This window comes from Amycolatopsis sp. NPDC104587 (assembly GCF_055583645.1).
This window is the reverse complement of the sequence record NZ_JBVJNO010000003.1, coordinates 362,522-374,905: the sequence shown is the minus strand read 5'-3', so window position 1 is coordinate 374,905 and position 12,384 is coordinate 362,522. Positions and strand designations below refer to the sequence as shown.

The following is a 12,384-nucleotide window of genomic DNA, read 5'->3' as shown; positions in this document are numbered from 1 at the left end:
CCCTCCCCGCCGCGGCGGGGAGGGCCTTCCCGCGTTCGAGGGGGCGTGGCCCGGGCGGCGGGGGCGAGCACCCACCCGCGGTAGGCGGCCGTCACGCGTTCGGGTAGCCGTGTCACGCCTGCGGTGGATGCCGGGGCACCGGCGCCCGCGCCAGGATCGGGGACCATGCAGCTCCTGCCGCCCTACCCCGCCCGGTGCAGTCCCGACGTCGACGCCGCCCGGGCCCACACCGCGGCGTGGGCCCGCGAGGTCGGCCTGCTCGGCTCGGGCGACCCGTGGGCGGAGGTCTGGGACGCCCAGGACCTCACCGACTTCGACCTCGGGCTGTTCACCGCGCGGGTGCACCCGGACGCCCGCGGCGCGCGGCTCGACCTGTGCGCCTGCTGGCACACCTGGAGCTGGTACCTCGGCGACCTCGTCATGGAGCGTTTCAAACGACCCCGGGACCTGCCGGGCGCGCGGCGGTTTCTCACCCGGCTCGGGGAGATGCGCGTGTCCGGCGCGCGGGCGCCGGACAACCCGGCGGAGCGGGGCCTGGCCGACCTGTGGCGGCGCACCCGGGCCGAAGCGTCCTGGTGCGAGCGGCTGGCGGCCCAGGTGCCGAACCTGTTCGACGACGCGTTGTGGGAGGTCGCGAACCTGGTGACCGGGCGGGTGCCCGAGCCGGTCGACTACCTGGCCATGCGGCGCCGGGCGGGCGGGGCGCTGTGGGCGGCGCAGCTCAACGAGCTGGTCCTCGGCATCGAGATCCCCGCCGACCTCCGGGAGACCTCACCGGTGCGGCGGCTCGGCGAGGCGTTCGCCGACGTCGTCGACCTGCACAACGACCTGGTGTCCTACCGGCGCGAAACCGAGTACGAGCAGGACGTCTCCAACGGCGTGGTGGTCACCGCGGCCTTCCTCGGCACCGGCCTGCCGGACGCGATGCGGCGGACCCGGGAGCTGCTGGAAGCTCGCCTCGAGCTGTTCGAGCGGCTGGGCAGCATCGAGGTGCCGGAGCTGCTCGCCGCGCGCCGGGCCGATCCGGCCACGGCCGCCGCGGTGACGCGGCACGTGCAGGGCCTGCGGGACTGGCTGGCCGGGGACTACCAGTGGCACCGCGAGACCGGCCGCTACCGCGAGGAGTCGTGGCTGCGCAAGGGTGTCCGCCTGCCGGCGGACCCGGCCGGGCTCGGCGCCGGCGACGCGCTGCCCTGGACGTCCTGACGTCATCACGCGGGCTACGCCGTTCGGCGGATACGGTGAGCGCATGCCCGACGCCGTGTTCTTCTCCTCCTTCGAAACCGGTGACCCGCAGCCGGCGGACCCGGCCCTGCGGGTCGACAGCGGCCCCGGCCGCTCCCCCACGGCCAAGACCGGCGTCGGCTTCACCGGGGCGAAGGCCCTGCGCTACGACGCGCGGCCGCGCAGTGTCCTGTTCGAGCTGGACGTGCTCGTCACCGGACGCACCGAGCTGTCCTATGTGGTCTTCCCGCAGGCCGACGGCGAGATCCCGGCCTACCACGCCACCTGGGTGAGCCTCGACGTCGAGTTCGCCGACGGCGCCGCGGCCGGGTTCACCCCGGAAGAGCAGGGGGAGGCGAAGACGCTGTGGGTGGACCAGTGGAACCTGGTGCGCCGCCCGCTGGGGGCGTTCGCCGGGCGCCGGATCAACCGGGTCGTGCTGCGCACCGCGTCGCCGGGGGGCGAGATCACCGGCTGGGTCGACGACGTCCGGATCGGTGAGCGCGCCGAGCCACCGCGCGAGCCCGCCGACTTCGTCCGCACCACTCGCGGCTCGCACTCCAGCAGCGACTACTCCCGGGGCAACAACTTCCCGGCCACGGCGGTGCCGCACGGGTTCAACTTCTGGACCCCGGTCACCGACGCCCGGGTCACCAACTGGATCTACTCCTACCACCGCCACAACAACGCGGAGAACCGCCCGGCGCTGCAGGCGCTGGCGCTGAGCCACCAGCCGAGCCCGTGGATGGGCGACCGGCACACCTTCCACGTCCTGCCCGGGGTCGGCCCGGTGGAGCTGGACCGCCGCAAGCGCGCGCTGGCCTTCTCCCACGACGACGAGACGGACTCGCCGCACCACTACGGCGTCCGGTTCGCCAACGGGGTGACCGCGGACCTGGCGCCGACGTCGCACGCGGCGATCCTGCGGTGCACCTTCCCGGACAAGCACGGCTGGCTGCTGTTCGACAACGCCGGCAACCGCGGGGGCCTGCGGCTCAACGCCGACACCGGGGTGGTCACCGGCCACACCTGGGTCCGCAGCCGCCTGTCGGCGGGCGCGCGCCGGATGTTCGTCTACGCCAAGACCGACGCCCCGGCCACCCGCGGGAGGAAGATCCGCCGGCCGTGGCGGCGCACCGCGGGATACTTCGAGTTCGACGGCCCGGACGTCACGTTGCGGATCGCGACGTCGCTGATCAGCCTGGCGCAGGCGAAGCGGAACCTGGAGCTGGAGATCCCCGAGGGGACGACGTTCGAGCAGGTCCGGGCCCAGGCGCGGGAGCTGTGGCAGGAGCAGCTGGGCCGCGTCGAGGTCGAAGGCGCTACCGAAGACCAGCTGACCACGCTCTACTCGAACCTCTACCGGCTGTTCCTCTACCCGAACGTCGCGCACGAGAACACGCCGAAGGGGATCCGGCACGCCAGCCCGGTCGTGCGGCGGCGGTGGCCGAGCACGCGCCGGCGCACCGGGGCGAAGGTCGTCGACGGCGAGATGTACGTCAACAACGGCTTCTGGGACACCTACCGGACCACCTGGCCCGCGTACGCGCTGCTCGACCCGGCGCACTGCGGCCGGATGATCGACGGGTTCGTCCAGCAGTACCGCGAAGGCGGCTGGATCTCGCGGTGGTCGTCACCGGGGTACGCGGACCTGATGACCGGCACCAGCTCCGACGTCGCGTTCGCCGACGCCTACCTCAAGGGCGTCCGCGACTTCGACGTCGAGGCCGCCTACGACGCCGGGCTGAAGAACGCCACCGTGACCCCGCCGCACCGGTCGGTCGGCCGGAAGGGGCTGGCGGAGTCGCTCTTCCTCGGGTACACCCCGACGTCCGTCCACGAAGGACTCTCCTGGGCGCTGGAAGGCTGCGTCAACGACTTCGGCCTCGCCAACCTGTCCGAGGCGCTGTCCCGGGAAAGCGACGGCCCGCGGGCACGGAGGTACGCCGACTACGCCGCCTACTTCCGGGAGCGGGCGAAGCACTACGTCCACCACTTCGACCCGAAGATCGGCTTCTTCCAGGGCCGCAAGCGCGACGGCAGCCGCAAGTTCGCCCCCGAGGGGTACGACCCGGCCGCGTGGGGCGGCGACTTCGTCGAGACCAACGCCTGGAACACCGCCTTCACCGCACCCCACGACGGCCCCGGTCTCGCCGCGCTCCACGGCGGCAACGAAGGACTCGAAGCGAAGCTCGACGAGTTCTTCGCGACCCCGGAGACCGGTCAGCGGCCGGGCGCGTACGGCGGCCTGATCCACGAGATGACCGAAGCCCGCGACGTCCGCATGGGCCAGTACGGCCACTCCAACCAGCCGTCGCACCACATCCCGTACATCTACAACCTGGCCGGCGCGCCCGCGAAGGCCCAGCGGGTCGTGCGTGAGGTGCTGCGGCGCCTCTACCTCGGCAGCGAAATCGGCCAGGGCTACCCCGGCGACGAGGACAACGGCGAGATGTCCGCGTGGTACGTCTTCAGCGCGCTGGGTTTCTACCCGCTGGCCGTCGGCAGCCCCCGCTACGCGATCGGCTCACCGCTGTTCGAGAAGGCGACCGTGCACCTGGGCGAGGGCAAGAAGCTGGTCGTGCACGCACCCGGCAACACCGACGAGACCGTCTACGTCCGCGGCCTGACCGTCGACGGCCGGGCGCACGACGCCACCAGCATCGCCCACGCCACGCTGGCCGGCGGCGCCGAGCTGGTCTTCGACCTCACCACCGAGCCGGCCGAGTGGGGCGCCCCGCCGCCGCCCGCCGAACAGCCCGACCCGGTCTCCGACCTCACCGGCACCGCCACCAGCGAGGACGCCAAGACCGTCGGGGCGCTCTTCGACGACACCACCCGCACCCAGGTCACCTTCCGCGGCGCCACCCCGGCGATCGAGTTCACCGTCACCGGCGACCCCCGCGAAGTCACGATGTACACGCTCACCTCCGGCGACCGCGGCGGCGACCCCCAGGCGTGGCTCCTCGAAGGCTCCGACGACGGCACCGAGTGGACCACCCTGGACGAACGCCACGACGAGCTGTTCCGGTGGCGCCGCCAGACGCGCCCGTTCGTGCTCGCCGAGCCGGCCGCGCACCGCCACTACCGGCTGCGGGTCACCGCGAGCCGCGGCCGCCACGCCACCCTCGCCCAGTGGGAGCTGCTCGCCCGATGAACCGCTTCCGCACCGCCGCCCTCGACCGGCTCGCGGCGGCCGACCCCGGCCTGGTCCGGCTGCGGCTGGCCGGATCCGCCGTCCTCGGCATCGTCCTCGCCGTCGGCGCGCTGCTGCCCGCGCACGTGCCGCTCACCGTCATGCTCGTCGGCGCGATCGCCGCGATGATGACGGCGTTCACCGTCAACGACGCCACCCCCGGCGGCCAGGCCGTCACCCTCGGCCTGGCGTTCCTCACCGGCGCGGCGTCGATCACCGTCGCCAGCCTCGGCTCGGCCCTGCCGCCGATGGACAGCGTCGTGTTCGTCCTGCTGATCTTCGTCGCCGTCTACGCCCAGCGCTTCGGCCCGCGCGGCACCGCGCTCGGCTCGATCGGCTTCTTCCTGTTCTTCTTCCCGATGTTCCTGCAGGCCCACCTCGGGCAGGTCCCCCAGCTGCTGATGGCGCTCGGGGTCGGCGTGCTGGCCAACGCCGTCGTCCGGTTCGTCCTGCTGCGGCACAACGCCGAGGCCGAGTTCCTGCGGGTGCGCCGGGCCTTCCGCGCCCGTCTCGCCGCCGTCGTCCGCGCCACCGAGGCGCACCTGGCGGTCGGGGGCGGCGAGCGCACCCGCAAGCAGCTGCGCTCGGCGACCAGCCGGCTCCACGAATGTGTCCTGCTCATCGAGGACGCCGCCCCCGACGTCGTCGACGCCCGGGCCGCCGACGTCCTGCGCCGCCGGGCCATCGAGGTCGAGCTCGCCGTGCAGTGGCTGGTCATCACCGTCCAGCGCACCTGCTCCGACGAGCTGACCGCGGACGTCCGCGACGACCTCATCGCCCGCCTCGCCCGCTTCCGCGCCCTGATGGAACGGGACCCGCGTGAGCTGCCGCTGATCAGCCAGACCGGCGAGTACAGCCGCATGCTCGTCGAAGGCAGCCGCATCGACGAACACGCCGCGCCCGGCGACGGCGTCCGCAAAGCGCTGGCCGAGCTCGCCCTGGCCGACGACCGCGCCCAGCGCGCCGCCACGCCCGAGTCCACTCCGGACTCGACCGAGAGCACAGCGGACACCGAAGACGACGAACCGGCCGCGAAGTTCGCCTACGACAACCAGACCCGCAGCGCCATCCAGGCCGTCGTCGGCGGCGGGCTCGCGGTGCTCGGCGGCGAGCTCGTCTCCCACCAGCGCTGGTACTGGGCCGTGCTCACGGTGTTCGTGGTGTTCATCGGCGCCTCCAGCGCCGGCGCCACCTTCGTCAAGGGCGTCCGCCGCCTCGGCGGCACCCTGATCGGCATCGTCGGCGGGGTCTTGCTCGCCCTCCTCGTCGGCGGCAGCACCCCCGCCACGCTCGCGCTGATCCTGGTCTGCGTGTTCGGGATGGTCTACAGCGCCCGGATCTCCCAGGTGGTGATGGCGTTCTTCGTCACCAGCATGCTCGGCCTGCTCTACAGCCTGCTCGGCACCTTCAGCCTCGAAGTGCTGTGGATCCGCGTCGCCGAAACCGCGGTCGGCGCCGCCGCGGGCATCCTCGCCGCGGTCGTCATCGTCCCGGTCCGCACTCGCGCGGTCATGCTCGACGACATCACCGAGGTCCTCGACGAGCTGGCGGAGTTCCTCGAGCACACCAGCGGTCTGCTCGCCGGCGAGGAGAACGTCAACATCATCGAGCTCTCCCGCGACCTCGACCGCGCCGTCGAACAGGTCCGGACCACCATCGAGCCGCTCACCCACCCGGTCAACCTGCGCAGCGCCCGCCGCGACTACGGCTGGCACGTGCTCACCACCCTGGAGACCATCGCCTTCCGCGCCCGCCACGTCGCCGCCCGCGCCCAGCCCGGGCAGCTCGCCGGCGCCGACGCCGACCGCCTGCGCCAGTTCACCGGCCGGCTGCTGGCCAACATCGACGTCGTCCGCACAACGCTCGAAGCGCCGGGTGGCCCCACACCCGGCACGCTCGTGCGCGACGACGGCACCCCGGTCTCCGACCGCGTCGAACAGGCCGAAACCCGTGCCGTCCTCTCCAGCCTCAGCCACCTCGACGAGGCCCTCGTCTCCCTCGGCCGGGTCTTCGGCCTCCAGGCGACCGACCCCCGGGCCGCGGTCAAGCCATGACCTCCGGGGCGGCGCGCTGCCGAGCCGCGCCGCCCCGGGTTCACCGTTTCCCGGTCACGGACAGGACAACCACGCGAAGTGGTACGTCGTCGTGATGCTGCCGTCGGTCGAGTCCATCGTGACGTAGCTCGTCGTCTTCTTCGGATCCGACGACCCGGCCGCGGCCCGCAATTCCGTGTTGATGTTCAGGTTGCGTTCCTCGCCGCACGGCTTGAACACGATCGCGCCGACTTCGGTCGAATCCATGAAATGCCAGTCGTCTTCGAACGCGCCCGTCAGCGGATGCTGGATGTACGCCGTCGGCGAATTCCCCTGGAAATAGTAGTTGGCTCTTTCCAGGCCGGTCGCGCCCCGTTCCAGGTGGGCGAATCCGCGGTAGTCGGCCTGCGCGATTCCGTAGGTGAACCCCTGCGGGACGTGCACCCGCAGGCCGATCTGGCAGTTCTTCCTGGCGTCCAGCGGACCGGCGCCCACCCCGACCAGCGCCGTGTAGGCGCTGTAGGTCACGGTGAACGCCGTGTTGTCCTGCGAAACCGCCACGGCCGACGTGCCCGCCGGGCAGCCGGTGCCATTGGCGTTCACGACGTCGATGACGATTTTGTCGGGCGGCGGAGGAGTGTTCCATGAATGGGGCGTGACCACAGAGGACAGCGTCATGACGGCAGCAACGACCGCAGAAAGCATCGGAATCCTTCCCAATACCTGCGAATTGGGGACGAGGGCGCGACCATGGTAGCGAAAGGATCATGGAAGCAAACCCCGCTGAACGGAGCAACGCGCCGTAGTCGTCCCACCACGCGGCATTGCTCACATTCCGACAAATTCCGTTCTTCCCATTCACCGGGGCACGGATAAATCGTCCGGAAAACGATTTCGTGCCGCCGGACCGCCCGGCCGCCGCGGTGATCACCCCCGCGTCGTCCGGTCAGTCCAGTAAGGCCGCGGCCCGCCCCAGCGTCCGGATCCCGGCCACCGGCCACGGACCCGCCGTGATCACGACCGCGTGCTCGATCCCCCAGCTCGCGAACTCCGCGCACCGCCGCGCGAACGACTCCGCGGACTCACCCGTCGACAACCGCGTGCTGATCGTCTTCTCGATCTCCCCGTACGGCCGCCCCACCTCGTCACAGTGGCGCCGCAGCACCGACAGCTTGTGGCGCACCGTCTTGCCGCCGTCCGGGATGTCGAACACGTTGCACGCGTCGGCGTAGCGGGCCACGAGCCGCAGCGTCTTCCGCTCACCGGCGCCGCCGATCAGCACCCGCGGCCGCCGCACCGGCAGCGGGATCCCGATCGGACGGTCGAGGCGGTAGTGCGCACCCTCGAAGGGCGAGGTGTCCCCCGCCCACATCCGCACCGCCAGCCGGATGGTCTCCTCCATCCGCTCGAACCGCTCACCCACCGGCGGGAACGGCAGGCCCATCGCCCGCGCCTCCCCGTCGTGGTGGCCGGTGCCGATCCCGAACCGCGCCCGCCCGCCGGAGAGGACGTCCAGCGTCGTGACGGCTTTGACCAGCAGCGCCGGCGGCCGGAACGTCACCGCCGACACCATCGTCCCCAGCGCGATCCGGCTGGTCCGCGCGGCGAGGAACCCCAGCGTCGTGTACGCCTCGAGCATCGCCGAGTCCGGGGTGCTGTGCGGGTCGGCCTGCAGCAGGTGGTCGGCGACCCAGAGGGTGTCCAGCCCGGCGTCCTCGGCCGCCTCGGCGACCCCCGCGAGCTCGCCGGTCAGCCTGTCCGGCCACGAGAAGTCCGTGACCCCGATGCTCAGCTTCACCACTACCCCCTCGTGAGCAGTTCCATGTTGTGGCCGTCGGGATCCTCGAAGTAGACCCCGCGGCCGCCGTTCAGGCTGCCGACCTCGCCGGCCCGCTCGTGGAACGGGTCCGCCCAGTACGTGACGCCACCCGCTTCGATGCGCGCCATCGCCGCGTCGAAGTCGTCCTCGCCGACCAGGAACGCGTAGTGCTGGCCGGTGACAGCCTCGACGCGCAGGTAGTCCAGCGTCACGCCGTTCGCCAGCCGGACCGGCACGAACGGCCCGTCGACCGGGCCCGGCTCCAAGCCGAGGATCCCGGCCAGGAACGCCGCCGACTTCTCCCGATCGGTGACACACACGATCGTGTGATTCAGTTCAACACTCATCGCGCGGCCCCCACCGCCGGCGCGAACGGCGGCGGACCGCCGATCGGGCTCAGGTGGATCCCGGCCAGCCGCCACGCCCCGTCGACGCGGACCAGCACGTGCGTCGCGCGGAACCGGCCGTTCACCGGGTTCCCCTGGTGCTTCGCGACCTGCTCGTGCACGCCGATCGCGACCGCCGCGCCCCCGAAGTCGCAGACCTCGACGTCGGTCCAGGACAGCTTCTCGGTGACCAGGTCACCGCCGCCGTAGCGCGCCAGCCACTGGTCGCGGTCCAGGACGAACCCCAGCGGCCCGACCAGGCGGAACCCGTCGGCGACCAGGCCGGCCAGCACAGCGGTGTCGCCGCGCTCCTCGGCCGCGGCCCAGACCCGGCCGAACTCGCGGACCTGCTCATCGGTGCTCATCGTGCTCCCCTTCCGTTCGATGAACACAACGTTAGATCTCTAACCATTAGATGTCAAACACTTAGATCTCTCTGTTTCTGCGGTACGGTTCACCCCGTGCCACCACCCACCACCGCCCCCATCGGCGTAGTCCTCGCCCGCACCGCCAAAACCGCCGGCCGAGCCTTCGACCACGCCCTCGCCGCCGCCGGCGGCTCCCAGCCCATCTGGCAGATCCTCATCTCCCTCAAAACCCGCCCCGTCGCCAACCAACGCGAACTCGCCGACGCCGTCGGCATCCAGGGCGCCACCCTCACCCACCACCTCAACGGCATGGAAACCACCGGCCTCGTCACCCGCCGCCGCGACCCCGCCAACCGCCGCGTCCACCTCGTCGAACTCACCGAAACCGGCGAACACCTCTTCCACCGCCTCGCCACCGCCGCCATCGCCCACGACCAGCGCATGCAAAAAGGCCTCTCCGACGCGGAAACCGCCCAGCTCGCCGACCTCCTCCACCGCCTCGCCGCCAACGTCACCGACGACCCGGCCGGTCCCTGATCGATCCAGCGAGAGTGACTGGACGCACCCGTCCGGCCACCACGAGGAGAGATAGGCTCACACGCACTAGCCAAAGTCGTCTCAAGCTGGAGAACCGCAATGACCCAAGCCCCTGTCAACGTGACCGTCACCGGCGCCGCCGGACAGATCGGCTACGCGCTGCTCTTCCGCATCGCGTCCGGTCAGCTCCTCGGCCAGGACGTCCCGGTGAAGCTGCGGCTCCTGGAGATCCCGCAGGCGGTCAAGGCGGCCGAGGGCACCGCGATGGAGCTCGACGACGGCGCGTTCCCGCTCCTGGCCGGCACCGACATCTTCGACGACCCCAAGCAGGCCTTCGAAGGCACCAACATCGCCCTCCTCGTCGGCGCCCGCCCCCGCAGCAAGGGCATGGAGCGCGGCGACCTCCTCGAGGCCAACGGCGGCATCTTCAAGCCCCAGGGCGAAGCCATCAACGCCGGCGCCGCCGACGACATCAAGGTCCTCGTCGTCGGCAACCCCGCCAACACCAACGCCCTCATCGCCCGCTCGCACGCCCCCGACGTGCCCGCCGACCGCTTCACCGCCATGACCCGCCTCGACCACAACCGCGCCCTCGCCCAGCTCTCCAAGAAGCTCGGCGTCCCGGTCACCGAGCTCAAGAAGCTCGCCATCTGGGGCAACCACTCCGCCACCCAGTACCCCTCGGTCCAGCACGCCGAGGTCGGCGGCAAGAGCGTCGAGGTCGACCAGGCCTGGCTCGAGAGCGACTTCATCCCCACCGTCGCCAAGCGCGGCGCCGCCATCATCGAAGCCCGCGGCCTCTCCTCCGCCGCCTCGGCCGCCTCCGCCGCCATCGACCACGTCTACACCTGGGTCAACGGCACCCCCGAAGGCGACTGGACCTCCGCCGGCGTCGTCTCCGACGGCTCCTACGGCGTCGCCGAAGGCATCATCTCGTCCTTCCCCGTCACCGCCAAGAACGGCAAGTACGAGATCGTCCAGGGCCTCGAGATCGACGACTTCTCCCGCGCCCGCATCGACGCCTCCGTCGCCGAGCTCGTCGAGGAACGCGACACCGTGCAGAAGCTCGGCCTCATCTGAGCCGTGGCGTGAAAGGGGCCGCCGTCCACTCAGGACGGCGGCCCCTTTCGTGTCAGTACCGGATCCGCGCGAGCTTCCCGACCTCCAGCGCCGTCCACACCGCACCGTCCGGCCCCACGGCGATCCCGTGCGGCTCCGACCCCGGCGTCGGCAGCTCCAGCTCCGTGACCTCGCCCTCCACCGTCACCCGCGCGACCCGGTTCGCACCCCACAACGTCACCCACAACGCGCCGTCCCCACCCGCGACGATCGCGTGCGGCCGCGAAGCGCGGTCCGGCAACGGGAACTCGATCACCGCACCATCGACGTCGATCCGGCCCACCTGCCCGGCACCGATCTCCACGAACCACAACGCCCCATCCGGACCCGCCGTGATCCCCACCGGCGCCGCCGCCTCCGTCGGCACCGGATACACCGAAACCGCACCGTCCGTCGTGATGCGCCCGATCGCGTTCGCCTGGTTCAGCGTGCACCACAACGCCCCGTCGGAACCCGTCGTGATCATCGACGGGAACGCACCCGACACCGGCAGCGGAAACTCCGTCACATCTCCTTCGACAGTGATCCGGCCGACCCGGTCGGCGTTGATCTCGGTGAACCACAACGCCCCATCCGGACCCGCCGTGATCCCGTACGGCGTCGGCACCTCGAACGCCGAAACCACACCACCGGTCGTGATCCGCCCGATCCGGCCCCCCTGGTACTCCGTGAACCACAACGCGCCATCCGGACCCGCCGTGATCACCGTCGGCCCGGTCGTCTCCGGCGCCAGCTGGTACACCGACACCTCCCCGGCCGCGAACCGGCCGATCTGTCCGCTGTGGACCAGCGTGAACCACAACGCCCCGTCCGGCCCGGCCACGACCCCGTACGGACCCGCACCCGGCACCGGAAACTCTTCGACCGACGGCATTCGCATCCCCATCCCGGCGATCGCCCGGAGCGAAACTCGCACGCCCACAGCGAACGACGATCACCACCACACCCCCAGCACCCTACGGTCGGCCCCATGACCCTTCTCGCCGTACCCGACATGCAGGCACCCGGCCAGACCCTCAACGACTCGGTCTACGAACAACTCCTGCGCGACCGCATCATCTTCCTCGGCTCCGAAGTCACCGACGAGACCGCCAACCGGATCATCGCCCAGCTCCTCCTGCTGGCCGCCGACGACCCCGCGAAGGACATCACCTTCTACCTCAACTCACCCGGCGGCTCGGTCACCGCGGGCATGGCCATCTACGACACCATGCAGCTCGTCAAACCCGACGTCTCCACCTGGGGCCTCGGCTTCGTCGCCTCCATGGGCCAGTTCCTGCTCTCCTCCGGCACCCCCGGAAAGCGCTACCTGCTCCCCAACACCCGCATCGTCATGCACCAGCCCTCCGCCGGCATCAGCGGCGCCGCCACCGACATCGCCATCCAGGCCGAGGTGTTCGGCAAGATGAAACGCCGCATCGCCGAAATCACCGCCCGCCAGACCGGCCAGAGCGTCGAACGGATCACCACCGACGCCGACCGCGACCGCTGGTTCGACGCCGACGAAGCCCTCGCCTACGGGTTCGTCGACCACATCGTCACCGGCGAACAAGCCATCACCGCATAGCCCGGGGTGGGGGGGGGGGGGGGGGGCGCCCCCCCCCCCCCCCCCCCCCCACTCCCCCCTCCCCCCCCCCCTCCTTTTTCTTCTTCCCCGCCCCCGTCTCCCCCGCCCCCCCCCCCACCCCCCCCCCCCCCCCTC

The 12,384-nt window shown here is 71.5% G+C and carries 11 protein-coding genes; 6 read left to right on the top strand and 5 right to left on the bottom strand.

Features of this window, described 5'->3' with window-relative positions:
• Nucleotides 1-165: 165 nt before the first annotated feature.
• The 3 genes from ACZ61C_RS09780 to ACZ61C_RS09770 are packed head-to-tail and all read left to right on the top strand — an operon-like array spanning nucleotide 166 to nucleotide 6,474.
• Nucleotides 166-1,206, top strand: a complete 1,041-nt coding sequence (locus ACZ61C_RS09780; RefSeq protein WP_465304852.1) for a terpene synthase family protein — start codon at nucleotides 166-168, stop codon at nucleotides 1,204-1,206.
• 43 nt (nucleotides 1,207-1,249) lie between these two features.
• Nucleotides 1,250-4,381 carry a GH92 family glycosyl hydrolase gene (locus ACZ61C_RS09775; RefSeq protein ID WP_465304850.1) on the top strand — a complete coding sequence of 1,044 codons (3,132 nt, stop codon included), beginning with the start codon at nucleotides 1,250-1,252 and terminating at the stop codon, nucleotides 4,379-4,381.
• Nucleotides 4,378-6,474, top strand: coding sequence for an FUSC family protein (locus tag ACZ61C_RS09770; RefSeq protein ID WP_465304849.1), 2,097 nt, complete (start codon nucleotides 4,378-4,380; stop codon nucleotides 6,472-6,474). Before ACZ61C_RS09775 ends, ACZ61C_RS09770 begins: the two co-directional genes overlap by 4 nt.
• Nucleotides 6,475-6,528: 54 nt before the next feature.
• Here the strand turns inward: ACZ61C_RS09770 and ACZ61C_RS09765 are convergent, their stop codons facing one another.
• The 4 genes from ACZ61C_RS09765 to ACZ61C_RS09750 form a co-directional block, all read right to left on the bottom strand.
• Complete coding sequence (locus ACZ61C_RS09765) at nucleotides 6,529-7,158, bottom strand: DUF4360 domain-containing protein (RefSeq protein ID WP_465304848.1); 630 nt, start codon at nucleotides 7,156-7,158, stop codon at nucleotides 6,529-6,531.
• Between the two features lie 241 nt (nucleotides 7,159-7,399).
• Nucleotides 7,400-8,251 (bottom strand): TIGR03560 family F420-dependent LLM class oxidoreductase, encoded by an 852-nt coding sequence (locus tag ACZ61C_RS09760; protein WP_465304846.1) that lies wholly within the window; start codon nucleotides 8,249-8,251, stop codon nucleotides 7,400-7,402.
• A 2-nt stretch (nucleotides 8,252-8,253) separates the two neighbouring features.
• A complete protein-coding gene (locus ACZ61C_RS09755) occupies nucleotides 8,254-8,619 on the bottom strand; it encodes a VOC family protein (protein ID WP_465304844.1) in 366 nt (121 codons plus the stop codon).
• Nucleotides 8,616-9,023: a nuclear transport factor 2 family protein gene (locus tag ACZ61C_RS09750; protein ID WP_465304842.1), complete on the bottom strand. Its 408-nt coding sequence runs from the start codon at nucleotides 9,021-9,023 to the stop codon at nucleotides 8,616-8,618. The genes ACZ61C_RS09755 and ACZ61C_RS09750 overlap by 4 nt, the downstream gene beginning before the upstream one ends.
• Nucleotides 9,024-9,119: 96 nt before the next feature.
• On the opposite strand from ACZ61C_RS09750, the gene ACZ61C_RS09745 reads away from it, so the two are divergent.
• Nucleotides 9,120-9,563, top strand: a complete 444-nt coding sequence (locus ACZ61C_RS09745; protein WP_465304840.1) for a MarR family winged helix-turn-helix transcriptional regulator — start codon at nucleotides 9,120-9,122, stop codon at nucleotides 9,561-9,563.
• Between the two features lie 99 nt (nucleotides 9,564-9,662).
• Nucleotides 9,663-10,643 carry a malate dehydrogenase gene (locus ACZ61C_RS09740; protein ID WP_465304838.1) on the top strand — a complete coding sequence of 327 codons (981 nt, stop codon included), beginning with the start codon at nucleotides 9,663-9,665 and terminating at the stop codon, nucleotides 10,641-10,643.
• A 52-nt stretch (nucleotides 10,644-10,695) separates the two neighbouring features.
• Here the strand turns inward: ACZ61C_RS09740 and ACZ61C_RS09735 are convergent, their stop codons facing one another.
• Nucleotides 10,696-11,568 (bottom strand): Vgb family protein, encoded by an 873-nt coding sequence (locus ACZ61C_RS09735; protein WP_465305619.1) that lies wholly within the window; start codon nucleotides 11,566-11,568, stop codon nucleotides 10,696-10,698.
• Nucleotides 11,569-11,652: 84 nt separating this feature from the next.
• Here ACZ61C_RS09735 and ACZ61C_RS09730 point away from each other — a divergent pair, with 84 nt between their 5' ends.
• Complete coding sequence (locus tag ACZ61C_RS09730; RefSeq protein ID WP_465304836.1) at nucleotides 11,653-12,249, top strand: ClpP family protease; 597 nt, start codon at nucleotides 11,653-11,655, stop codon at nucleotides 12,247-12,249.
• Nucleotides 12,250-12,384: the final 135 nt, after the last annotated feature.

Coding starts and splice junctions, on each gene's coding strand:
- ACZ61C_RS09780 (WP_465304852.1), top strand. CDS start 166: ATGCAGCTCCTGCCGCCCTACCCCGCCCGGTGCAGTCCCGACGTCGAC.
- ACZ61C_RS09765 (WP_465304848.1), bottom strand. CDS start 7,158: ATGCTTTCTGCGGTCGTTGCTGCCGTCATGACGCTGTCCTCTGTGGTC.
- ACZ61C_RS09730 (WP_465304836.1), top strand. CDS start 11,653: ATGACCCTTCTCGCCGTACCCGACATGCAGGCACCCGGCCAGACCCTC.
- ACZ61C_RS09755 (WP_465304844.1), bottom strand. CDS start 8,619: ATGAGTGTTGAACTGAATCACACGATCGTGTGTGTCACCGATCGGGAG.
- ACZ61C_RS09775 (WP_465304850.1), top strand. CDS start 1,250: ATGCCCGACGCCGTGTTCTTCTCCTCCTTCGAAACCGGTGACCCGCAG.
- ACZ61C_RS09735 (WP_465305619.1), bottom strand. CDS start 11,568: ATGGGGATGCGAATGCCGTCGGTCGAAGAGTTTCCGGTGCCGGGTGCG.
- ACZ61C_RS09770 (WP_465304849.1), top strand. CDS start 4,378: ATGAACCGCTTCCGCACCGCCGCCCTCGACCGGCTCGCGGCGGCCGAC.
- ACZ61C_RS09740 (WP_465304838.1), top strand. CDS start 9,663: ATGACCCAAGCCCCTGTCAACGTGACCGTCACCGGCGCCGCCGGACAG.
- ACZ61C_RS09750 (WP_465304842.1), bottom strand. CDS start 9,023: ATGAGCACCGATGAGCAGGTCCGCGAGTTCGGCCGGGTCTGGGCCGCG.